Source organism: Candidatus Competibacter phosphatis (genome assembly GCF_012939995.1).
In the GTDB taxonomy this organism is placed as follows: domain Bacteria; phylum Pseudomonadota; class Gammaproteobacteria; order Competibacterales; family Competibacteraceae; genus Competibacter; species Competibacter phosphatis.
This window is the reverse complement of sequence record NZ_SPMZ01000023.1, coordinates 66,813-88,844: the sequence shown is the minus strand read 5'-3', so window position 1 is coordinate 88,844 and position 22,032 is coordinate 66,813. Positions and strand designations below refer to the sequence as shown.

General features: G+C 60.2%; 19 protein-coding genes and 1 pseudogene. 10 read left to right on the top strand and 10 right to left on the bottom strand.

The window, feature by feature from the left end; all coding sequences use genetic code 11:
* Positions 1-24 precede the first annotated feature (24 nt).
* From E4P82_RS08925 to E4P82_RS08915, 3 genes are all read left to right on the top strand, one after another.
* On the top strand, positions 25-921 hold the full coding sequence (locus E4P82_RS08925; protein ID WP_169248552.1) for a hypothetical protein: 897 nt from the start codon (positions 25-27) through the stop codon (positions 919-921).
* Positions 922-1,089: 168 nt separating this feature from the next.
* A complete protein-coding gene (gene glgX / locus E4P82_RS08920; protein ID WP_169248551.1) occupies positions 1,090-3,231 on the top strand; it encodes a glycogen debranching protein GlgX in 2,142 nt (713 codons plus the stop codon).
* Positions 3,232-3,252: 21 nt separating this feature from the next.
* Positions 3,253-3,645: a DnaJ family domain-containing protein gene (locus E4P82_RS08915; RefSeq protein WP_169248550.1), complete on the top strand. Its 393-nt coding sequence runs from the start codon at positions 3,253-3,255 to the stop codon at positions 3,643-3,645.
* Positions 3,646-3,772: 127 nt separating this feature from the next.
* Here E4P82_RS08915 and E4P82_RS08910 read toward each other — a convergent pair whose 3' ends face one another.
* Both E4P82_RS08910 and serA read right to left on the bottom strand, forming a co-directional pair.
* Positions 3,773-4,306 carry a DUF2058 family protein gene (locus E4P82_RS08910; RefSeq protein WP_169248549.1) on the bottom strand — a complete coding sequence of 178 codons (534 nt, stop codon included), beginning with the start codon at positions 4,304-4,306 and terminating at the stop codon, positions 3,773-3,775.
* Positions 4,307-4,349: 43 nt separating this feature from the next.
* Complete coding sequence (gene serA, locus E4P82_RS08905) at positions 4,350-5,588, bottom strand: phosphoglycerate dehydrogenase (RefSeq protein ID WP_169248548.1); 1,239 nt, start codon at positions 5,586-5,588, stop codon at positions 4,350-4,352.
* Positions 5,589-5,700: 112 nt separating this feature from the next.
* Here serA and E4P82_RS08900 point away from each other — a divergent pair, with 112 nt between their 5' ends.
* From E4P82_RS08900 to E4P82_RS08890, 3 genes are read left to right on the top strand one after another with little or no spacing between them, the layout of a single operon-like run.
* Positions 5,701-7,104 (top strand): FAD-binding oxidoreductase, encoded by a 1,404-nt coding sequence (locus E4P82_RS08900; RefSeq protein ID WP_169248566.1) that lies wholly within the window; start codon positions 5,701-5,703, stop codon positions 7,102-7,104.
* Between the two features lie 22 nt (positions 7,105-7,126).
* Positions 7,127-8,311, top strand: a complete 1,185-nt coding sequence (locus E4P82_RS08895) for an ATP-binding protein (protein WP_169248547.1) — start codon at positions 7,127-7,129, stop codon at positions 8,309-8,311.
* Positions 8,308-9,339, top strand: coding sequence for a ParA family protein (locus E4P82_RS08890; protein ID WP_169248546.1), 1,032 nt, complete (start codon positions 8,308-8,310; stop codon positions 9,337-9,339). Before E4P82_RS08895 ends, E4P82_RS08890 begins: the two co-directional genes overlap by 4 nt.
* Positions 9,340-9,349: 10 nt before the next feature.
* On the opposite strand, the gene E4P82_RS08885 is transcribed toward E4P82_RS08890, so the two are convergent.
* The 5 genes from E4P82_RS08885 to E4P82_RS08865 are packed head-to-tail and all read right to left on the bottom strand — an operon-like array spanning position 9,350 to position 14,279.
* Positions 9,350-10,300 carry an HpcH/HpaI aldolase/citrate lyase family protein gene (locus E4P82_RS08885; protein ID WP_169248545.1) on the bottom strand — a complete coding sequence of 317 codons (951 nt, stop codon included), beginning with the start codon at positions 10,298-10,300 and terminating at the stop codon, positions 9,350-9,352.
* Complete coding sequence (locus E4P82_RS08880) at positions 10,297-11,379, bottom strand: cysteine protease StiP domain-containing protein (protein WP_169248544.1); 1,083 nt, start codon at positions 11,377-11,379, stop codon at positions 10,297-10,299. The genes E4P82_RS08885 and E4P82_RS08880 overlap by 4 nt, the downstream gene beginning before the upstream one ends.
* Positions 11,376-12,116 (bottom strand): HAD family hydrolase, encoded by a 741-nt coding sequence (locus E4P82_RS08875; RefSeq protein WP_169248543.1) that lies wholly within the window; start codon positions 12,114-12,116, stop codon positions 11,376-11,378. The genes E4P82_RS08880 and E4P82_RS08875 overlap by 4 nt, the downstream gene beginning before the upstream one ends.
* Positions 12,101-13,255: a phosphoribosyltransferase domain-containing protein gene (locus E4P82_RS08870; RefSeq protein ID WP_169248542.1), complete on the bottom strand. Its 1,155-nt coding sequence runs from the start codon at positions 13,253-13,255 to the stop codon at positions 12,101-12,103. Before E4P82_RS08870 ends, E4P82_RS08875 begins: the two co-directional genes overlap by 16 nt.
* A 16-nt stretch (positions 13,256-13,271) precedes the next feature.
* Entirely contained in the window at positions 13,272-14,279 is a 1,008-nt protein-coding gene (locus E4P82_RS08865) for a CgeB family protein (protein WP_211203081.1), read from the bottom strand.
* Positions 14,280-14,766: 487 nt separating this feature from the next.
* Here E4P82_RS08865 and E4P82_RS08860 point away from each other — a divergent pair, with 487 nt between their 5' ends.
* The 4 genes and pseudogenes from E4P82_RS08860 (at position 14,767) to E4P82_RS08845 (ending at position 18,936) form a co-directional block, all read left to right on the top strand.
* Positions 14,767-15,789: an amino acid ABC transporter substrate-binding protein gene (locus E4P82_RS08860; protein WP_169248540.1), complete on the top strand. Its 1,023-nt coding sequence runs from the start codon at positions 14,767-14,769 to the stop codon at positions 15,787-15,789.
* A 75-nt stretch (positions 15,790-15,864) separates the two neighbouring features.
* Positions 15,865-17,047 (top strand): annotated as a pseudogene (locus E4P82_RS08855) (amino acid ABC transporter permease).
* 3 nt (positions 17,048-17,050) lie between these two features.
* Positions 17,051-18,157 carry an amino acid ABC transporter permease gene (locus tag E4P82_RS08850; RefSeq protein ID WP_169248539.1) on the top strand — a complete coding sequence of 369 codons (1,107 nt, stop codon included), beginning with the start codon at positions 17,051-17,053 and terminating at the stop codon, positions 18,155-18,157.
* A gap of 11 nt (positions 18,158-18,168) precedes the next feature.
* Positions 18,169-18,936, top strand: a complete 768-nt coding sequence (locus E4P82_RS08845; RefSeq protein ID WP_169248538.1) for an ATP-binding cassette domain-containing protein — start codon at positions 18,169-18,171, stop codon at positions 18,934-18,936.
* A gap of 102 nt (positions 18,937-19,038) precedes the next feature.
* On the opposite strand, the gene E4P82_RS21990 is transcribed toward E4P82_RS08845, so the two are convergent.
* The 3 genes from E4P82_RS21990 to E4P82_RS08830 all read right to left on the bottom strand — a co-directional run bounded on the left by E4P82_RS21990 (position 19,039) and on the right by E4P82_RS08830 (position 22,006).
* Positions 19,039-19,473, bottom strand: coding sequence for an alpha/beta hydrolase (locus E4P82_RS21990; RefSeq protein ID WP_246327457.1), 435 nt, complete (start codon positions 19,471-19,473; stop codon positions 19,039-19,041).
* Positions 19,474-19,916: 443 nt separating this feature from the next.
* Positions 19,917-20,765: a GGDEF domain-containing protein gene (locus E4P82_RS08835; protein ID WP_169248537.1), complete on the bottom strand. Its 849-nt coding sequence runs from the start codon at positions 20,763-20,765 to the stop codon at positions 19,917-19,919.
* A 62-nt stretch (positions 20,766-20,827) separates the two neighbouring features.
* Complete coding sequence (locus tag E4P82_RS08830; RefSeq protein ID WP_169248536.1) at positions 20,828-22,006, bottom strand: exo-beta-N-acetylmuramidase NamZ family protein; 1,179 nt, start codon at positions 22,004-22,006, stop codon at positions 20,828-20,830.
* Between the last annotated feature and the right edge of the window lie 26 nt (positions 22,007-22,032).

The window sequence follows — 22,032 nt, the reverse complement described above, 5'->3', positions numbered from 1 at the left end:
GATGATGATATAAAGGAAGCGTGCATGCCAGTTCCATCAGCGATTCCCTTACGCCTCGCTTTATTGGAACGATTTGAAACATTGCTCGGATGCTTGAATGTCTTTTGCACGGCGGTCCGGCGAGACGCGGCTTTGCCGTCCTGGGTATCGCGTACCGAGGCCGAACTCGCGACCGATCTTGATATGCGACTCAAGGCGATCCAACTTTATCGAGCGCTTTGGTATGAAGATTGTCGAGATGGACGGGAAACCCTGACCTGCCCTGGCATCGTCGGCGCAAGCTCTGAAACCTTGATCGCGGCGCACGCCTGCAACGCAGCCAAGGATGAGTTCAAACAAGCCGTGTTGGCTCTGAAAGTACTCGGTCGGCTTGAAGCAAATGCGGTGATGGTGGATCTCCATCACCGCCAGGAACCGGTGGCGGCGGCGATGCGGCGCATGGGGGCTGCCCGTCTGAACCTCAAACAAGCATATCGGCACCTGCCGCTGCTCGAACAGTGGCCGTTGAAGATCGGTTTTACCTGGTCCAAACAGGGCCGTGTCATTCAGCGCACCAGTGTGGCCGCAGCCCGCCGGTTGCTGGAACAGCGGGTTGAAACCCCACAGATTCGTTTGGAACTGCAACGACTGACCGAAGTGCCTGTCGATGAAATGCTGGCGCGCGTGCGTGGAGTTTGCCCTCACCTGCGAGCCAACATTGTCTTCGCCGATCATGAAGGTGCTGGGGTACGGCGACGGTTGATGCAAGTACCCCTGCCGGTATTGATACCCCTGCGGCGCGATGGGTGTCTACCTGAATTTGTGCCGGTTGCACCCGAGCCTATCGCCAATCCTCGTTTGCGGCGAGCAGACGTACGGATTGAAGATGAACCGTTTTTACCTTCGATTCGCGTTCATCGTTATCGCCGTGCCTATCGTTGAGAGTTTGAAAAATATGAGAATTATAAGATGATATAAGATCATTTTATATAGTGCAAAACGAGCACTTTGCGTGAAATGTCATAAACTGTTTTCGAAGCGCCGTGGATGAAAGTCCGTCCGCGCATTTTCCACCATCACGACACTTAACCCTCTCCAGGAGAACCGACCATGTCATCGCGCGCCCGTGTGTGGCCAGGCAAACCTTATCCGCTCGGCACAACTTGGGATGGCAAGGGCGTCAATTTCGCGCTCTTTTCTGCTCATGCCGAAAAGGTCGAACTGTGCTTGTTCGACTCTTCTGGCCAGCGCGAGATCGAGAGGCTGGTGTTGCCGGAAAACACCGACCAGATCTGGCATGGTTACGTACCTGGGCTGTGGCCGGGTACCTTATACGGTTACCGGGTGTTTGGACCCTACGAACCGCAGATCGGCCACCGTTTCAACCACCACAAACTGCTGCTTGACCCCTATGCCAAGCAGTTTTACGGCTCGTTGAACCTGCGCGACGAGCACTGTGGCTACCAGGTCGGCCACTCGAACGCCGATCTATCCTTCGATACTCGCGACAATGCCCACGACATGCTGAAGTGCGTGGTGGTGGACACCAGTTTTAACTGGGATGGAGACCGCCCTCCCGAAACCCCTTGGAATCGAACGGTCATCTACGAAACCCACATCCGCGGTTTCACCATCCGCCACGAAGGGGTACCCCACCATCTACGTGGTACCTTCGCCGGAATGGCTCACCCGGAAATCATCAAATACCTGCAAGCGCTGGGCGTCACCGCCGTCGAATTGATGCCGGTCCATACCTTCGTCGATGATCGGTTTCTCACGGATCGTGGCTTGCGCAACTACTGGGGTTACAACACCCTGTGCTTCTTCGCGCCGGAATCGCGCTATCTGAGTGGTGGCGATCTGGCCGAATTCAAGACCATGGTCAAACGCTTGCACGACGCCGGCATCGAAGTGCTGCTGGATGTGGTCTACAACCACACGGCCGAAGGCAACGAATTCGGCCCGACGCTCAGCTTTCGGGGCATCGACAATGCCTCCTACTACCGGCTCATGCCCGACGACCGCCGCTTCTACATCAACGATACCGGCTGCGGCAACACCCTCAACCTGATCCATCCGCGAGTGCTGCAAATGGTCATGGACAGCCTGCGCTATTGGGTCAACGACATGCATGTGGACGGTTTTCGCTTCGATCTAGCGGTCACCCTGGGTCGGGAAGAATACGGCTACGATCGCTGGGGCGGCTTTTTCGACGCGATCCGCCAGGACCCGGCCCTATCGCGGGTCAAGGTCATCGCCGAACCCTGGGATATCGGCCCCGGTGGCTACCAGCTCGGTGGCTTCCCGGCCGGCACCACCGAATGGAACGACCGCTTCCGCGACACCACGCGCCGGTTCTGGTGCGGCGATGACGGCATGTTGCCGCGCTTGGCCTCCAACCTGCTGGCATCCAGCGACCTGTTCGATCACGACTGCCGGCGGCCTTGGGCCTCGGTCAATTACATCGCCAGCCACGACGGCTTCACCCTGGCCGACCTGGTCAGCTACAACGAACGCCACAACGAGGCCAACGGTGAAAACAACCGCGACGGCCACCCTTCGAATTTCAGCTACAACCAGGGCATCGAAGGACCCACCGACAACCCGGCCATCCGGCAGTTGCGCCTGCGCCTGCGCCGCAACATGCTGGCCACCGTGCTGTTGGCTCAGGGCACGCCCATGCTGCTGGCCGGCGACGAATCCGGGCGCACTCAGAACGGCAACAACAACGCCTACTGCCAGGACAATGAGATCAACTGGCTGAAGTGGCACGATATACCCGCCGAGGATTTGGAATTTCAGGATTTCGTGCGCCGGTTGATTCACCTGCGCTCCGAGCATCCGGTGCTGCGTCGGCCACGGTTCCTGCACGGGCTGCAGATTTCGAAAACCACGGGCTTGCGTGACATCGAATGGATCAGCCCCGGCGGCGGCATCATGAGCGATCATCACTGGCAGGAGGTCAAGGCCCGCTGTTTCGGTATGTTGCTGGCGGGTGATACCGGCGAGTGCTTCACACCGGATGGTTATCCGGAAACCGACGATACCCTGCTCGCCATCTTCAATGCCGGGAAAACCGTTGTTCCGTTTCGCATGCCCGACGTTCGCAACGCCCGCGGCTGGCGCTGCCTGCTCGACACCTCGCAACCTCAGCTTGCGGCGGGCGAGCTTCTGATCGGTACCGGCGACGATTTCCAGATCGAGCCTCAGACCGTCACCGTGTTCGCCTTGATGATGGATGAAGCGGCTTGAATTGAACTCACCAGAGGCGGCATGAACCCCATCGACCAAATCGCCGAAACCCGTATTCGCGAGGCCATCGAACGCGGTGAACTGAGCGGCCTGCCCGGTGAGGGCAGGCCGCTGCAACTGGACGACGATTCGGCGATTCCAGAGGAGTTGCGCGCCGCCTACCGCATCCTGAAAAATGCCGGCTTCCTGCCACCGGAACTCCAGTTGCGCAAGGAACTACGCGAAGCCGAACATTTGCTGCAACAACTGCCGGAAAGCGAACGCAGCCGGGCACGGGTCCGCCTTGAATTATTGCAACTACGGCTGGCCGCCAATCGCCGCCAGCCGATTAACCTGCTGCTGGAAGATCACTACCGACAATGCTTGCTGGAACGACTCGAACCAGTTGCGCGCGAAAAAAAGTGGTTGATATGAACGATGGAATAAAGGTGATGGTATAAAAACCAGGCAGGTCAAACCGGATCCAACACTTGCCCGGACCGACGATGGACTGGCCGCCATCCGACGGGATCAGGACCGGGAGCCGCCAACGACCCAACCTTCAATCTCCCCACTCGTCCTCGGCTTCGTCGCCCTCGCTTTCGGGGTACAACAACAGCACGCGCTCCGGCGTAAATTGCGCCAGCTTGTCCGCAGTCTCTCGGGGAATCAATGGAAAATCGAACTCGCCGCGATCGCCTCGAACGATGGCCAAGCGACCCGTGGCCAAGGCCTTGCGTTGGGCGGGCGTAACTCGGACGGCGCGGATAAAGCGGCCGTCCTGAAAGTTGTAGATCGCCTCCGCCGACGGCTCGTTCAGCCGGTGGGCATCGATCAACTGACGGGCGCGGGCAGCGTGCTCCCGCTGTTGTCTTTCCGCTTCGCGCCGCTGGTTCAACCGTCGATCCTGCTCGCGCTTGCGGGCCAGTTCGGCGTCGGCCCGCTGGCGCGCTTCCTCGCGCCGTGCCGCCTCCTCGGCGCCCAGCGTCTTGTTTTTCTTGCGCTGATGCTCCTGCCGGCGCGCATCCGAGTCCCGCTTCTTAGCCTGCTCGGAGGGGACCAGCCCCGCTTTCAGTAACTCATCTCGCAACGACATCGCCTGTTGACCTCATTGCCGTGCTTGTGTCGACCCTTTCGGCTCAGTATAGAATCCGGCTTCGAATCGTACCGTCCACTTCCTCCAGGCGTTTCTTCAGATGCAGCGTCTCGGCGCGTTCGTGGCTATCCAGATCGATCACCACGTAACCGATCCTGGCGTTGGTTTGCAGGTACTGGCCGGCAATGTTGATGCGCTGTTCGGAAAAGATGGCGTTGATCCGCGACAGTACGCCCGGCCGATTATGGTGGATATGCAGCAACCGATGCTTGCCGGGGTGCTCGGGCAACGAAACCTCGGGAAAGTTGACCGAACTGAGGGTCGAGCCGTTGTTGCTGTACTTGAGCAGCTTGCCCGCCACTTCCAGGCCGATGTTCTGCTGGGCTTCCTCGGTGCTGCCGCCGACGTGCGGAGTCAACAGCACGTTATCGAAGCGGCGCAGCGGCGAGATGAATTCCTCATCGTTGGCTTTCGGTTCCATCGGAAACACGTCGATCGCCGCCCCGGCCAGATGTTGCGACTCCAGCGCCGCCACCAGCGCGTCGATATCCACGACCGTACCCCGAGCGGCATTGACCAGATGGGAACCCGGCTTCATCCGCGCCAGTTGTTCGGCGCCGATCATCCGAAAAGTCCCCGGCGTTTCCGGAACATGCAGGGTCACCACGTCGGCGAGGTCCAGGAGGGCGTCCAACGATGGCAATACCTGAACATTGCCCAGCGCCAGCTTGGTCTCGATGTCGTAAAACACCACCCGCATCCCCAGCGCCTCGGCCAGCAGTCCGACCTGGGTGCCGATGTGGCCGTAGCCGACGATGCCCAGGCATTTACCGCGCACCTCGTGGGAACCGGTGGCGGTCTTGATCCAGCCGCCGCGATGGACCGCGGCATTGCGCTGGGGAATGCCGCGCATCAGCAGCACGATTTCGGCCAGCACCAGTTCCGCCACGCTGCGGGTATTGGAAAATGGCGCGTTGAATACCGGAATACCGCGTTCCTGGGCGGCGTCGAGATCCACCTGATTGGTGCCGATGCAAAAGCAGCCGACGCCAATCAGCCGGGGAGCGTGCTCGAAGACGCGGGCGCTTAACTGGGTCGCCGAGCGGATGCCGACCAAATAGGCGTCGCCGATCGACTCCAGCAACTGCGATTCGGGCAGCGCTTTCGAATGCACTTCGATAGTGGAATAACCGTCCGCTTGGAACGCCTCGACGGCGCTGGCGTGGACGCCTTCCAACAACAGGATCTTGATCTTGCTCTTGTCGAGCGAGGTTTTGCTCATGGCTACGTGGAGTTCCGCCGGTGATAGAATGCGCTTGAACGAAGTCTTATCCATGGATTTTGGACAAGTAACCTTACCCTCTTTTTTCCCACGGCGACAACTGTTGACGACCATGCCTACCCGCAACGAATCGGCCGCCGCCCTGCTCGACGGCATCCGTTCCTTCATTGAACCCGCCCAGGTTCGCACCGACCCGGACAGTTGCCTGAACTATGGTCGCGACTGGACTCGTCTGTACACACCGGATCCGCTGGCGGTGGTGCTGCCGAGCAACATCGAGCAGATTCAACAACTGGTGCGTTACGCCAACGAACATCGGCTGGCACTGGTCCCGTCGGGTGGCCGCACCGGTCTGAGCGGCGCGGCGGTTGCCCACCACGGCGAAATCGTGGTCTCCATGGAGCGCATGAACCGGATTCTCGAATTCGACCCGACCGGTCGCAGCGTGACCTGCCAAGCCGGTGTGGTCACCGAAGCGCTACAGAATTTCGCCCGCGACCACGGTCTGTACTACCCAGTGGATTTCGCCTCGCGCGGTTCCAGCCAGATCGGTGGCAACATCGCCACCAATGCCGGCGGCATCAAAGTGGTCCGCCATGGCCTGACCCGCGACTGGGTGACGGGATTGAAGGTGGTGACGGGGCGCGGCGATCTACTCGATCTCAACCGAGGATTGATCAAGAACGCCAGCGGCTACGATCTACGGCACCTGTTCGTCGGCAGCGAAGGCACACTAGGGATCATCGTCGAAGCAACCCTGAAACTGACCCGACCCTTGCGTGAACCCAGTGTCATGGTGCTGGGCGTACCCGACCTGGATGGTGTGATGTCGCTGTACCATGTCTTCCGCAACAAGCTGGAACTGAGCGCCTTCGAATTCTTCTCGGAACTGGCGTTGCGCCATGTACTGAAAAAAGGGGTGCAGCGCCCGTTCGACGCCGAAACGCCCTACTACGTGCTAATCGAGTTCGAGAACCCGGACGAATCACATACCGATCAGGCGCTGGCGTTGTTCGAACACTGCGCCGAACAAGGCTGGCTGGCGGACGGCGTCATCAGCCAGAGCGAAACGCAAGCCAAGGAATTGTGGCGGCTGCGCGAGGACATCAGCGAGTCGATTTCGGAGCATCAACCCTACAAGAACGATATCGCGGTGCGGATTTCGCGGGTACCAGCACTGCTGGCGGAAATCGACGAATTGCTGGCGCGGGAATACCCGGACTTCGAAGTATTGTGGTATGGCCACATCGGCGACGGCAACCTGCACGTCAACATCCTCAAGCCGACGGGCCTGGATTCGGCCACCTTCGCGCAAAAATGCGGAGCAGTGAGCGAGCATCTGTTCGCAGTGCTGCAACGCCACGGCGGCAGCATCTCGGCCGAACACGGCGTCGGCCTAACCAAAAAGCCGTACCTGCACTACACCCGTGATGAAACCGAAATTGGCTACCTGCGAGCCATCAAGCAAGTGTTCGATCCGAACGGCATCATGAATCCGGGGAAGATTTTCGATTGATGAAGCGGAGATTTCGATCCCCATGCTGACGCACGATCAGCTTTCCGTTCTGCTTTCCGATCTCGAACTGGATCGTGTCGAGCGAACCAGTTCGACGAAGGACACCGATAAATTCGGTGAAGCCATCTGCGCTTTCGCCAATGATCTACCCGGCCATCGTCAACCGGGTTACCTATTGATTGGCGTAAGAGACGACGGTCAGCGCTCTGGGCTAAAAGTCACCGACGAGCTGCTGAAAAACCTTGGCGCCATCCGCTCCGATGGCAACGTGCTGCCGCAACCGGCGATGAACATCGCCCCTTTCGCCTTCGCCGACGGTGATGTGGCGGTGGTGGAGGTTCTACCGTCCGATCTACCGCCCGTTCGCTATAAGGGGCGGGTGTGGATTCGAATCGGACCGCGTAAAGGTATTGCCAACGAACAAGAAGAACGCATTCTGACCGAACGGCGTGTCGCGCTGGCGCGTTCTTTCGACGCCCGTCCGTGCCCGGAAAGTGCTATTGAGGATTTGGCACTGGGACAATTCGAAGCTTATCGCCATGAAGCGATTGATTCGGAAACCATTGCCGCCAATCAACGATCAATCGAGCAACAACTTGGCTCGCTGCATTTCTTCAACCCAGAGCGAAATAGCCCAACTCATGCCGGCATCCTTCTATTTGGTAAAAATCCTCGTTATTTTCTACCTGGCGCCTATGTCCAATACCTGAAATTGCCAAACACCGACCTGACCGATATCCCTGAAGATCAAGCGGAGATATCGGGCGACTTACAATCCGTGCTGCGCGAATTGGAGCTTCGGATCAAGGCGCTGATCCAAACCAGCCTCAGACCGGCTGCTGGATTTCGGGAAAAATTACTCCCCGATTATCCTGAATGGGCATTGCGCGAGCTATTGATGAATGCGGTCATGCACCGTAATTACGACAGCAATACATCGATCCGCTTTTACGTGTTCGACGATCATATCGAAATCATGAATCCGGGCGGTCTTTATGGAGAAGCGACCCGCGAAAATTTTCCCACTCGCAACAGCTATCGCAACCCAATCATTGCGGAAGCAATGAAAACGCTGGGGTTTGTCAACCGCTTCGGTTACGGCGTGCAACGGGCGCAATCCTTGCTTAAAACCAATGGTAATCCACCCGCACAATTTGAATTCGACGAGCATTCCGTTCTAGTCAAGGTTTACCGGAGACCGGAATGAAGACCATCGCTTTCTTTAACAACAAGGGGGGAGTTGGAAAAACCTCACTGGTCTATCATCTCGCTTGGATGTTCGCCGACCATGGTATCCCCACGCTGGCCGTCGATCTTGACCCGCAAGCCAACTTAACCGCAATGTTTTTGGACGAGGAGCGTCTGGAAGAATTGTGGCCCGACGACGATGAACATCCACAAACAGTGTATGGAGCCATACGCCCTATCCTTCGCGGCATCGGTGATATTGCCAAACCTCATGTGGAAAAAATTAATCCTTCCTTGGGGGTGGTACCGGGTGACCTTGGTCTCTCTCGCTTTGAGGATAGGCTGTCCGATGCCTGGCCTCGTTGCCATAACCGCGATGAGTCAGCTTTTCGGATCATGACGGCGTTTCATCGCCTTATCGAATCGGCCACAAAATGGGGAGCGGAAATAGCGTTGATCGACGTTGGCCCCAATCTCGGCGCTATCAACCGTTCGGCGCTGATTGCCTCCGATCAGGTTTGTCTTCCTCTTGCTCCCGATCTGTTTTCCTTGCAAGGACTTAAAAACCTGGGTCCAACCTTGCGCGACTGGCGTGCTATCTGGGCTGAATTACTTGCTAAAGCGCCTTCCGATCTGCCAATGCCTAAGGGAGCCATGCAACCGGCCGGATATATCGTCATGCAACATGGCATCCGTGATTCGAGACCGGTTAAAGCTTATCAACGCTGGATGGAACGAATTCCATCGATCTATCGCACCGCCGTACTGGATGAAAAGCCGGTCTCAAGAACTCCAACAGTCGACCAAGACCCCTACTCGCTGGCGCTGCTCAAGCATTATCGCAGCCTGATGCCGCTGGCCATGGAGGTTCGCAAGCCCATGTTTTTTTCTCAAACCCGCCGATGGCGCCATCGCGCCCACGTCGATGCCGTAAAGAATTGCTACAAAGATTTCCAGAAGCTTGCCCGGCGAATTGCGCAAAGTACTGGTATTGCCATGAATGGCTATCACTTAAACACTCAACTTGTTGAAAATTCGAATTCTTGATTCCAAGCACTCATTCCTTTACCCCAAACACCCGCGCCCGCTCCAGCACCGCTACCGCCCAGCACCGATGCGTGGCCGGTTCGCAGAACGAATCGTGCATCCTGAATACCGCCGCCGCGTCCGGCGCCACCAGCGCCACCGCCATCTCGTAGTCTTCGCGCGGCACTCGATAGCAGCCCTCGATCACCGGAATCTGTGTGGGATGAATCGCGGTCTTGCCGATCAGGCCATGCTGCAAATCGGCTTCCACCTCGCGCACCAACACGTCTGGCGTATCCAGATAATCGAACACCGGCGCGCTGAGTCGATAACCGGCAGGATGGAAAATGCACGCCAGATCGGCGATCACCCCGCGCAGCGGCGTATCGTACACCGTCGCACCGCGCGCCCGGCGGACACCGAGCAGATTCAGCAAATCGTTGCCGCCGATGCGCAAACACAGGATCTGCTCACGCAACCCGCTCTCCTCCAATCGATCGCGCAACAGTTCCATCCGACGACGATCGAATGCCTCGACGGTTTCCAGAATCGGCATCAGATAATGCCCATGCCGGCCGTCCCAAACCTTCAGCCAATCGCTCAGCGTATGCGGGTCGAATTTGGGTGGCGCGAAGCCTTGCACCCGCTCGATGCCCTCCATTCGCAACAGTCGCCGCAACACCGCCGGATTGCGTGGGCGAATAAATTTCAGCGGCGGCCCAGGGTCCAGTTGCGGCAGCAGTGCCGCCAGGTGGGCCAGTGCTCGCTCCAGATCCCGTTCGTGCACCGCATCCTCGGTGCAGAAAATCAGCGCCCGCGCGCCGGACCGCCGGTGATCACGGGCGATGGCCGCCAAATCCGGTCGACTGGCGGGCACGTACAGCGCGGCGCCCAACGATGCCGCCGACAGCAAGGGCGCGGGTTCGACGTGAGCGCGGGCTCCAGGATGCAAGGCGCGAGCATCGAAAGAAATAATGCTCATGACAAATCCTCGATCAAGGCGGTGGCCTGGATGGGCATGGCCGGATCGATAACGATGGGCACCTGTTTTTCCTCGGCCAACAATCGCAGATGCTCGACATCGGGATGATCGGCAGCGCGCAACAGCAGCAGACCCGGCAATCGGCGCAGTAACACCCGAGTGGCCTCGGCCACGCCCGGTTTGACGAAGTTGCGATCGCTGACACGGTAACGGGCATGCAATCGGCTCAGAAAACTCGTCATCGCTTGATGCCGCTCTCGCCGTTCTTCGGAATCGCGGCGCAGCGAAACCGGTTCAGCGGCGGCGAAATAACCGGCCACCCGATCGAGAAACCAGCCGGATCGGTCATGCGGTTCGAACTCTTCGTAAAATACGCAACCGTGAAAATCGTTCGGACCGATGGCCTCGTTGAGAATCGAACGGCTGGTCAGCCCCGACACGGTTGCGTTCAAGGTCCCGCTGGGGATGGCGTAATCGTCGTAGGTCGCCGCCACGTCGGCAACGCCGCCGATATCGGACACCACATGCAATGCCTCCTCCAACGGTTCGGGTTGATGGGCGTTCCAACGCTTCAGCGCCCAATGCAGCTCCTCGCCGATCACCCCCTTGGCGGTCCAACCGTCCACGAACGCCAATCCGGCCGGCGCACGCCCAACGTTTCGCAAGATGAACGCCAAGGCGTTTTCGTCGATACCCCGGTCGCGGATGATCGAAATCGAGTAGTGGTGAACATCCGTCCGCCCCAACCAGCGCAGAGCACGCGCCAACAAGGCACCCACCGGCGTACCGGCACGGGCCAGCGATACCACCGTCACCTGCCGGGGCCGGGTCCCGGCCAGATAGCGTGCCAGCGCCAGAATCTCCGCCGCCAGCCGCGACGCATAGCGGTCGACCAGCAGCTCGAACAGCGTCAGATAGCGTGGGCTGGGCGCCTGCTCGGGAGACAGCATTTCGCTGTAGTGGCGCGCGCCGGACTGAATCAACCGCTCCTTGGCGTTCACGTCCACCATTTCCAACCGCAGCGGCTTCAGCAGGAACACGGTGTCTTCGGGCCGATAGCTACCGGAAAAGGGGATCATGGCGCGTACTCGCGCCAAGTCTCCGTCTGAATCTGGCTGTCCCTGGGCACCAGCGCGAAATCGCAACCGCGCAAAAACGGAATATCGGTCAGGCTGTCGCCGGCACCGATGGTGACGATGGGTCCCTCCTGTTTCAGTTCCGCCGCCACCCGCCGCACGGCATCCTGCTTCTGTACACCCTTGACGGTGATCGCCAGATTGTTCCCATTGTGGTGCAGCGCCAGTTCCTCCGGCAAACCAATGGCAACCAGTCGTGTCCGCAGCTCGGTCAGCACGGCGTCGTCGGCATTGGCCTTGACGGAAATATAGGTCACCCATTCATCGACCGAATGGCTACGTACCCGATAACCCTCGGTCGCCGCGCCCCACTCCAGGCTGGCCGCATATTCCCAAAGCAGTGGTTGCGCCGCCACCAGCAGCGGCCGGATCTCGTCATGCCACCAAGCCGGCAAATAACCATCAGGCCGGCGAATCACCGCACCGTGATGGGTGATTCGCCAGGAATCGAACTTCAGCGTCACACGCGCCAACGCCTCATCGGTGCGACCCGTGACCGGAATCACTGTCCCCCGCTCCAGCCAAAACGCCAGCAGCCGTTGTTGGGCGCGAGTCATGAACGACAATGCCCGACCGGCCCGGTCCACCGCCGCCGGCGCCACCGGCTCGGCGGGCGGACATTTCGGCGCGGTCTGCAAAATCGTATCGTCGAGATCGAGAAAGATCACGATGCGCGGCATGATTCCTCCACGGCGAAAGCCAAACCGCCCAACAGGCCGGGAAGCGCATGCGCGGCCGGCATGGCGGCATGCTCGTAGATGATGACCGGCAAGCGGTCCGCATCGAGGTTATAGAGATAGTTGGGGATGCCGTCACCGTGATGGTCGGGAAATTCGCGGCGACTGGCGATGGCATCCCCGATCAGGATCGGCGAGCGGGTGGTGGACTGAAAGCGCACGTCGTACCCCGCCTCTTCCAGCGCCAGCGCGAGGCGAAACGGCGTATAGGCATACTCGCCAGTGCCGATCACCGCCAGCGGGCGCTCCGATGGATTCCCTCCGTTCACCATCGCGGGAAAAGCCGATGCAACCGCCGAGCGCCAGCGGCCGGCGAGCACGCCGGTACACGCCGGGTCCATCGCGATGCCGTCATGGGCGCGATCCGCGACCGCACCGACCACCGGTAACGCGGGTGCGGGAAAATCGGGGTCCGGTTCGAACTGGAACCCCCCCTCGATCAGCGCGGGAAACCCCACCGGCCGCCCCAGCAGCAGCGCCAGTTCCCTTCGCCGATCCGCATCCAACCAATTGGCGATACTGGCTAGCGCGATCTGTTCGAGCCGGGGGTTAAATCGCAGATAGGCGCGCGCCAGTTCCACCAAGGTGCGGCCCGTGGAAATTTCATCGTCCACCAGCACCAGGCTCCGCGCCGCCCGAAACAGCGGCTGCAGCTCCGGGTCGGGCAGATAGACCGCGTGGTCCGGGGCATGGCTGTGGCATTCGTCGAAAGCGAACGCCAGCGGACGCGACAAGCGGCAACGGGTGGTTTGCAGGTACACGACATCGTCGCGCCCCGCCCGCGATGCCGCTTCTTCCGCGACGCCGCGCCCCAGGGCAGTCGCGGTTTCCGCCATCCCCATCACCAGCAGCGGCCCCGGCAAAGCGGCGATCTTGGCCGCCAGCCGAACATGGATGTCGCGCATGACGCTGGGCCGAACCGGCCAGTGCTTGCCAAGCACCTTACTGACGAACAGATACAAGCGTCGAGGATTCTGGCGGGTGGCGTAAGTCAGGCAGCGCTCCACGGGCAGATCCTCGTGCCGGACGGTCAGCTTCAGCCGCCCGGCTTGAATCGGCACCGTCAGGGTTCTGCAAGTCAAACCGTCGCCCCCACGCTCACAAGCCCAAGTCGTTCAATATGGTGGTAATCCGATGCGTGTAGGTATGTTCGGCCAGCACTCGCCGCCGGCCCGCCGCCGCCACTCGACTGGCGAACTCCGGCTCGCGCCGCAGCCGGGCGATCAGGGCATTCAGTTCATCGGCGTTACGATACACCAGGATCTCCCGTCCGGGCTCGAAACAGCGCGGCAGATCGACCAGATCGTCGTTCAGCACCACCGCGCCGCAGGCCGGTGGTTCGAAGCTGCGCTGGTTGAGGCCGTGCTCGACATTGGCCTCGTTGCGCGCGTTCAACACCGCCACGTGCCGCTGGTAAAGCCGCACCAACCGGGTACGGCCGATTTTGCGGTTGCGCACCCGATGAAAGCCTTCCTGCGCCAGATCGCTCCAGTCGGTGCCAACGATCCGGGCGGGCGCCGCCAGGCCGCGCACCACAGTCTCCCGGAAAGCAGTGCGACTAGCCACGAACAACACCTCGGGCTGACGCGTGACGCGAGCCGGACGAAACAGTTCCGGGTCGGCCGCCAGCGGCAGGTAGCGGCCCCCGGTGGTGAAACCGGCGGCCTCGGCATCCCTGAAAAACCGGGTGTCGGTATAATACAATCGGTCGCAGCGATCGGCGCGCCCCCGGCTGTCGGTTGCGGGAAAACGGTCACCCACCAAACCGGCGATTACGGGGCGCCGAGCCTGGGCATACAACAACCGGTAATAGTCCGGCGGCACCCCGAACACCCCCGCCACCAGCACCAACTCCGGGCGGAAACGCGCGAGTACCCGCTCGAAGCGGGCCAGCATCCACTCCGAACCCGCCGAAGTACGCTCCTGCCACTTGGCCCACAAACCCAACAATGGGGTGTTGCCGTTGATGGCGAAAACCTGTGTGGGATGGCCCAACCGGGCACAGGCGCGGTACAAGTTCTCCAACCACATGACCAGGCTACCGCGCTTGCCGAGCAATAGGATACGGGCAGGCGATCCGGCGGTCCGCCGCCCCGCCGCTGTCACAATGCCACCGTTGGTTCGCTTTCAGATGCGCGCCGGGCGTTTCCCCCCACCGAACGACCGCTGGCGGAACGACAGCGATGTCGTGCGCCGCGAGACTCCAGCCCGATCCAGCGGAAGGCCCACTCGTGGTGCCGCCAAACCGGCGATCGCTCGCACACGGTGCGATTTTTTTTCAGGCAGATGCGACTTTTTTCACGCCGCGCATAGCTTCGATACCCTCTCAATCGGCAATCCTCCGCTCCCCCCATAATCTGGCGACCGAGCGCCACTCTTCAAAGCGTTGTAGCAGCTCTTTTCATGACTCTATAACAGCAAACAGTATCCCCGCCACCTCTTTACAACGACAGAAACACGATAACGGCACACATTCTGCAAAAAAACACAGTTGGCGTACTCTTTCAACTACAGGATTCACCGTGGGTCTACTACTCTTGTCAACATGCGGCGTCAGTCCCACCCAGTTTCACTTCATACCCAGGAGGCATCCATGAACGGGCGAGCCCTCTCCGCCACTCTCGTCACCACCGTATTGCTGGCTGTTGCCAGCAGCGCCCACGCCGGCACGGCCCTCAACGCCATCAAGGAGCGCGGCTATATCAAATGCGGCGTCAGCGACGGCCTGCCCGGTTTCTCCCACACCGACGAAAAAGGCAAATTCAGCGGCATCGATGTGGACGTGTGTCGCGCCGTCGCCGCCGCGGTATTCGGCGATTCCACCAAAGTCAAGTTCACCCCGCTGACCGCCAAGGAGCGCCTGACCGCCCTGCAATCGGGCGAGATCGACGTGCTGTCGCGCAACACTACCTGGACCTCCAGTCGCGATTCCGCCCAAGGACTGAATTTTACCGGCGTGACCTACTACGACGGCCAGGGCTTTCTGGTCAACAAGAAGCTTGGCGTCAAGAGCGCCAAGGAGTTGGACGGCGCCACCGTGTGCGTGCAGGCCGGCACCACCACCGAACTCAATCTGAGCGACTACTTTCGCGCCAATAAGATGAAGTACACCCCGATCACCTATGACAAGTCCGACGAGAGCGCCAAGGCCCTGGAAGCTGGCCGCTGCGACGTGCTGACATCCGATCAGTCGCAGCTCTACGCCCAACGCATCAAGCTGGCCAAGCCGAGCGATTATGTCGTACTGCCGGAGGTCATCTCCAAGGAACCGCTGGGTCCGGTGGTCCGCCATGGCGACGACGACTGGTTCGACATCGTCAAGTGGACCCTTTTCGTTATGGTCGACGCCGAGGAACTCGGCATCGATTCCAAGAACGTCGAGGAGATGAAGAAATCCACCAACCCGGACGTCAAGCGGATGTTGGGCGTCGAGGGCGACAAGGGCAAGGATTTCGGCCTGGCCAACGACTGGATGGCGGTGGTGATCAAGCAGGTCGGCAACTACGGCGAGATTTTCGATCGCAACGTTGGCAAGGGTAGCCCGTTGCAAATCGAGCGTGGCTTGAACGCGCTGTGGACCCAGGGTGGCCTACAGTACGCGCCACCGGTCCGGTAAGCGGTTATAGAAAAGCTCAAGGAGACGCGAGACACGGTACCCGCCTCTCCTTCTTCCCGCCATCACGAGATCCGCATGGCCGAACACACCCACACGCCAGTCAAGCCGCCCTTCTGGAACGACCCGGAAATTCGAGCCATCGCCTTTCAGGTCATCGCCCTCGCCGCCACCGTCGTTTTTTGGGTATTACCTGTTCGAGAATACTCAAACCAACCTGCGGCGACTGGGCATCACCTCCGGTTTTGACTTCCTCTCCTCGTCCTCGGGTTTCGGCATCCTGCAAAGCCTGATTCCCTATTCCGAAACCTCAAGCTACGGTCGGGTATTCTGGGTCGCCCTGCTGAACACCTTGCTGGTTTCCGCGCTGGGTATCGTGTTCGCCACCTTGCTCGGATTCATCGTCGGGATCGCCCGCCTGTCGAAAAACTGGCTGGTCGCCAAACTGGCCTTGGTCTACATCGAGACTTTCCGCAATATTCCGCTGCTGCTGCAAATTTTCTTCTGGTATTTCGCGGTGCTGCGGGCGGCGCCGTCGCCGCGCCAGAGCCTGAGCCTGGGCGAGGTCGCGTTTCTGAATATTCGTGGACTGTACCTGCCCGCACCGCAATTTCAACCCGGGTTTGGCTGGGTACTGGCCGCATTCGGTCTTGCCCTCGTCTTGATCGCCATCCTGGTGCACTGGTCCCGACGACGACAGGCGAAGACTGGTCAGCCATTCCCCACGCTCTCCGCCTCGCTCGCGCTGCTGCTCGGTCTGCCGCTCGCGACGTTCTGGCTGGCCGGCTCGCCGCTGGTCTGGCAAGTCCCGGAGCTGCGAGGTTTCAACTTTCAGGGTGGCCTGGTGATCATTCCCGAAATGGCTTCCCTGCTGCTGGCTCTGTCGATCTACACCGCCGCCTTCATCGCCGAGATCGTCCGCGCCGGCATCCAGGCGGTCAGCCACGGCCAGACCGAGGCCTCGTTCTCCCTGGGACTCAACTCCAGCCTGACGCTACGGCTGATCATCCTGCCGCAGGCGTTGCGGGTGATCATCCCGCCACTGACCAACCAGTACCTGAACCTGATCAAGAACTCCTCGCTGGCCGCCGCCATCGGCTACCCGGACCTGGTGGCCGCCTTCGCCGGCACGGTGCTGAACCAGACCGGCCAAGCCATCGAGTGCATCGCCATCACCATGGCGGTCTATCTGACCATCAGTCTGCTGATTTCCCTGCTGATGAACTGGTACAACCGGCGGGTCGCCCTGGTGGAGCGTTGAACGATGGCTGAAACACCTCTATCTCGTGCCGAGCCACCACCGGCCAGCACCATCGGCGCGTTCGGCTGGCTACACCGCAATCTATTCTCCTCGCCGTTCAACATCGCACTGACCGTACTAGCATCTTACCTGCTCTACCTTACGATCCCACCCCTGCTGCATTGGGCCTTGCTGGACGCCACCTGGAGCGGTGATAGTCGTGAAGCCTGCCAAGCGAACGGCGGCGCCTGCTGGGTGTTTATCCGAGTCAATTTCGAGCAGTTCATGTACGGCTTCTACCCGGAAGCACAACGCTGGCGGGTCAACACCGCCCTGCTGTTGCTGATCCTCGGTGCGGCGCCGCTGTTCGTGCGCGCCATGCCCAACAAGCTCAAGGTACGGTGGGGACTGGGGTTGCTGCTGATCTATCCGCTCGTCGCCTTCGTGCTATTCAAGGGCGGCTTGTTCGGTTTGCGAATAGTGGACACCAGCCGCTGGGGTGGCCTGCTGCTCACCCTGATCATCGCCGGAGTCGGCATGACCGCCGCCCTGCCGCTTGGGGTATTGCTTGCCCTGGGCCGGCGCTCGCAAATGCCGGCCATCCAGGCCTTGTGCACGATCTTTATCGAGCTTTGGCGCGGCGTGCCGCTGATTACCGTGCTGTTCATGTCTTCGGTGATGCTGCCACTGTTTCTACCGGCGGGAGTCAACTTCGACAAACTGCTGCGGGCGCTGATCGGCGTCACCCTGTTTCAGTCGGCTTATATGGCGGAGGTGGTGCGCGGCGGCCTGCAAGCCATCCCCAAGGGTCAATTCGAGGCGGCGGCGGCGCTGGGCTTGGGCTACTGGAAGACCATGGCGCTGATCGTGCTGCCGCAAGCCCTGAAACTGGTTATCCCCGGCATCGTCAATACTTTTATCGCCTTGTTCAAGGATACTTCGCTGGTGTTGATCATCGGTCTGTTCGATCTGATGAACATCGTCCACAACGCCACCACCAACCCGGCTTGGCTGGGTTTCTCCACCGAGGGCTATGCCTTCGCCGCCGCCGTCTACTGGTTGTTCTGCTTCAGCATGTCGCGTTACAGCCAGAACCTGGAAAAACGCCTGTACACCGGCCATAAGCGTTAGGAAACCGCCCGATGAACGAACCCTCTTCCGTGCCGCTGTCCGAGCAAGAGATGATCCGCATGGAAAAGGTGCATAAATGGTACGGCACTTTCCATGTCCTGAAGGATATCAACCTGACCGTCCGCAAAGGCGAACGCATCGTGGTCTGCGGCCCGTCCGGTTCAGGCAAATCCACCGCCATCCGCTGCATCAATCGACTGGAGGAATTCCAACGCGGCCGGATCGTGGTCGACGGTCAGGAACTCAGCAGCGACGTGAAACAAGTCGAGCAGATCCGCCGCGAGGTGGGCATGGTGTTCCAGCATTTCAACCTGTTCCCGCATCTGACCGTCCTGGAAAACTGCACACTGGCACCGACTTGGGTGCGCAAGTTGCCTCGTCGGCAGGCGGAGGATATCGCCATGCGCTATCTGGAGCGGGTCAAGATCCCCGAGCAGGCCGGCAAATATCCGGGGCAGTTGTCCGGCGGCCAACAGCAACGGGTCGCCATCGCCCGTAGCCTGTGCATGAACCCCAAGATCATGTTGTTCGACGAACCGACCTCGGCGCTGGACCCGGAGATGATCAAGGAGGTGCTCGAAACCATGGTGACGCTGGCCGAGGACGGCATGACCATGATTTGTGTCACCCACGAAATGGGCTTCGCCAAGACCGTTGCCCATCGGGTGATATTCATGGACGGCGGCGAGATCATCGAGGAAAACGAACCGGAAGAGTTCTTCACCCATCCTCAATCGGACCGGACCAAGTTATTCTTGAGCCAGATCCTGCATAACTGAAGGTCAGGCCATTCTGACCATGATTGCTACCGGCCAGCGCCATGAAAACCTTGCGCGGGCCAGGAATGGCGCCGCGGTTCGCAAGCCAGCCTCGGCGTCGAACTACCCCAGCAGAAATGCCAACGGAATAGGCACCCGTTCCCGCCAAGCTCGCTCGGAATGCTCCGCGCCCTCGAACTTCCGCGTCGACCAATCCCGACCCTCCCGGTAGCTGGCCGTTCGCAGCCACTCGTCCATGCGCTGTTGCCAAGGTTCGTAGTTTGCATCCAAGGTTTCGGTGCCAAAATCGAAATACAGCCGATGCCGACCCGCCGACGGTAAAGCCGTGCCCAACGCATCCACCAGCACCTCTTCCCCAATCGGCCAGTGCGTGGACAGACAACCCGCGCCGCCAAACACATCGGGATACTCGATCAACGCATACAGGGAAATCAGCCCGCCCATGCTGGACCCCATCACCAGGGTATGCGCGGAGTCCGACAAAGTCGGATAGCGGGCGTCGATGAACGGCTTGAGTTCCTCGACCAGAAATTGCAAATACCCGTCCGACAGCGGCGCTCCCCCAGTCTGCTCGACAAACCGGTTCAGGATGCGTTGCCCCCCCGGATGCGTTCAGCGGCTTTTGCGGCATGTATTCCCGTAACCGCAACGGACTGTTCCAGATTCCCACGATAATGGCGCCGGGTCGGCCAGTCTCTTGAATCAGGTGCATCATCGCCTCGTCCATGCCCCAATCGACACCGATGAAGGACAGGGCGGGATCGAACAGATTCTGTCCGTCGTGCATGTAGATAACGGGGTAGCGGGTGGCCGAGCCTGCTCCATTCTCTGGCGGACACCACACATCGACATGCCGGGGTGTGACATGGCGGGATGGAAAATCGGCATGGCGAGTGATGATGCCGGTGCCATCGGACAGCGCTAGAGTGGCCATAACGTGTTCCGCCGAGTTGGATGGAAATGGCGTTCGAGCTCGATTCTCATGATCTTGTATCGAACGCCACCGCATCCTTGCCCTGACTCTTAACTCGGTACATCAGATGATCAGCCGCCCTGATCGCTTCATCCACGCTGGGCGGAGGCCGTGAAAACGTCATCGCTCCAACGCTGCAAGTTACCGAAAAACCGGCGGAATCGAGCGATTCCCGCAGGAGTTGCCGGATTTTCCCAATCGCTTCCCTGGCGCCATCGGTATCGGTACCCGGCAGCAACAAGGCAAATTCGTCGCCGCCCAAGCGCGCCACCTGATCCGTGCCGCGCGTGCCTTGCATCAAGGTCCGCCCGATCACGCGCAACAACCGATCACCTTCGTTATGGCCATGCTTATCGTTGATGCGTTTGAAATCATCCAAATCGATATACGCCAGCGTCAGCGCACTCCCGTTGCGCCGAGCCAGCCCAAGGTTGTATTCCACTTGCTCCGTAAACGCCCGTGAATTGAGCGTTCCGGTCAACGCATCCGTTCTGGCAAGCCGTCGTTCGTTGGCCAGATGCTCGCGCAGCTCAGCCAGAAGGAAGACGTTGCTCAGGAAAAAACCGAAGCGAATCATGGTATTCCAAAGCGGGATCGCCAAATGGCTGTACGGGTGTTCACTCCCCCAGTCGGCGGCAAACCAGACGATGGCCGATAGTACCGCCACGATATAACCCGCCCGTCGCCCGATATACCACGCCGCGACATCAACCGGTCCCAGATATAGCAGCGAAACTCCCAGCTCGTACCCGGTCAAGTAGTCGACCAACCCGACCAATAAAACACCACATAAGGCTAGAGCGAATACTTGCGCGCGCGACCAACGAGCCAATACCGTATCGATGGTGGTCAACATGCTTATCATCATGGCAGGCTATTCGATGAAGAATAAGGGTTAAGAATAACCTTAATTTTCGCTCAGTAAAGCAACATCTCCCGCCGCACCGTCTCGAACGCTGCCCGCTCTTGCGCCCACTGGCTAGCAAGCTCGGCCGGATCAGCGCCGGAATCCAGCGCCAGACGCAGCTTGTCATCCCCCGCCAGCAGATCGATGGCGGGAATGTCGGCGACGAATTCATAGGGTTTCGCGCGCCAAGCGAACGCATCCGGAGCGACGCGCTTGACACTTTGCAGAAAGGCAACGCCCGCCGCATATGAGTCGAACTGTCGGCGGTCGGTAATATGAATCTGCACGCCGCCACAAGTGCCGCCAGCGTGCTTCTGAAACTTGGGCCGGAAATAGAGCGGACGAAACCGGCAACCGGGAAGATTCTGGCGGGACAGGTCGGCGGCGAGCGCTTCCGGGTCGATGCCGGGCGCCCCGGCCACTTCGAACGGCCGGCACGTCCCCCGCCCCTCCGACAGTTCGGTCGCTTCCACCAAGCACATGCCGGGATAGACCAGCGCGGTATCGACCGTGGGCATGTTGGGCGAGGGATACACCCAAGGCAAGCCGGTATCCTCGAAATACATCTCGCGCCGCCAACCTCGCATGGACACGATATCCAACTCGCATTCGACGCCGCGCCGACGTTGGACAAAGCGGGCGACCTCACCGGGCGTCAACCCGTGGCGGTTGGGGACGGGATGCAGGCCGACGAAGGACTCGAAGCCCGGCTTGATCAGATTGCCCTCGGTGGTCAAACCGTCGAGCGGATTGGGGCGGTCGCACACCAGCACCCGCACCCCCACCTTGCCGGCCGCTTCCATGCACAAGGCCATGGTCCACACGAAGGTGTAATAGCGCGCACCCACGTCCTGCAAGTCGATGACCAGGGCATCAAGCCCCGCGAGGTGTTCGGGACGGGGCGTCAGACTCTCGAAAGTCGCGCCGTACAGACTATGGACGGGAACCCCAAGTCGGGGATCGAGGGAGATATCCTCGACATCTTCCATATCCTGCGCCTCGCCCCGGGCACCGTGCTCCGGGCCGAAGATGGCAACGATCCGGGCGCCGGCCACCTGCAACAGATCGAGTGCGTGGCGCAGCTCGGCATCGACGCTGGCGGGATGGCACACCACCCCGATCCGGGCGCCGCGAACTTTTTCGGGATAGTCGCTGATCAGTACTTCCAGGCCAGTCTGGACACGAGACATCGGGGCGATCGCTCCTCGGTGGTTTC

Bases quoted from the DNA above. Each gene is read 5' to 3' on its own strand.
- E4P82_RS08850 (WP_169248539.1), top strand. From the start codon at position 17,051: ATGGCTGAAACACCTCTATCTCGTGCCGAGCCACCACCGGCCAGCACC.
- serA (WP_169248548.1), bottom strand. From the start codon at position 5,588: ATGAGCAAAACCTCGCTCGACAAGAGCAAGATCAAGATCCTGTTGTTG.
- E4P82_RS08880 (WP_169248544.1), bottom strand. From the start codon at position 11,379: ATGATCCCCTTTTCCGGTAGCTATCGGCCCGAAGACACCGTGTTCCTG.
- E4P82_RS08885 (WP_169248545.1), bottom strand. From the start codon at position 10,300: ATGAGCATTATTTCTTTCGATGCTCGCGCCTTGCATCCTGGAGCCCGC.
- E4P82_RS08875 (WP_169248543.1), bottom strand. From the start codon at position 12,116: ATGCCGCGCATCGTGATCTTTCTCGATCTCGACGATACGATTTTGCAG.
- E4P82_RS08830 (WP_169248536.1), bottom strand. From the start codon at position 22,006: ATGTCTCGTGTCCAGACTGGCCTGGAAGTACTGATCAGCGACTATCCC.
- E4P82_RS08915 (WP_169248550.1), top strand. From the start codon at position 3,253: ATGAACCCCATCGACCAAATCGCCGAAACCCGTATTCGCGAGGCCATC.
- E4P82_RS08890 (WP_169248546.1), top strand. From the start codon at position 8,308: ATGAAGACCATCGCTTTCTTTAACAACAAGGGGGGAGTTGGAAAAACC.
- E4P82_RS08925 (WP_169248552.1), top strand. From the start codon at position 25: ATGCCAGTTCCATCAGCGATTCCCTTACGCCTCGCTTTATTGGAACGA.
- E4P82_RS08845 (WP_169248538.1), top strand. From the start codon at position 18,169: ATGAACGAACCCTCTTCCGTGCCGCTGTCCGAGCAAGAGATGATCCGC.
- E4P82_RS08835 (WP_169248537.1), bottom strand. From the start codon at position 20,765: ATGTTGACCACCATCGATACGGTATTGGCTCGTTGGTCGCGCGCGCAA.
- E4P82_RS08900 (WP_169248566.1), top strand. From the start codon at position 5,701: ATGCCTACCCGCAACGAATCGGCCGCCGCCCTGCTCGACGGCATCCGT.
- E4P82_RS08895 (WP_169248547.1), top strand. From the start codon at position 7,127: ATGCTGACGCACGATCAGCTTTCCGTTCTGCTTTCCGATCTCGAACTG.
- glgX (WP_169248551.1), top strand. From the start codon at position 1,090: ATGTCATCGCGCGCCCGTGTGTGGCCAGGCAAACCTTATCCGCTCGGC.
- E4P82_RS08860 (WP_169248540.1), top strand. From the start codon at position 14,767: ATGAACGGGCGAGCCCTCTCCGCCACTCTCGTCACCACCGTATTGCTG.
- E4P82_RS08910 (WP_169248549.1), bottom strand. From the start codon at position 4,306: ATGTCGTTGCGAGATGAGTTACTGAAAGCGGGGCTGGTCCCCTCCGAG.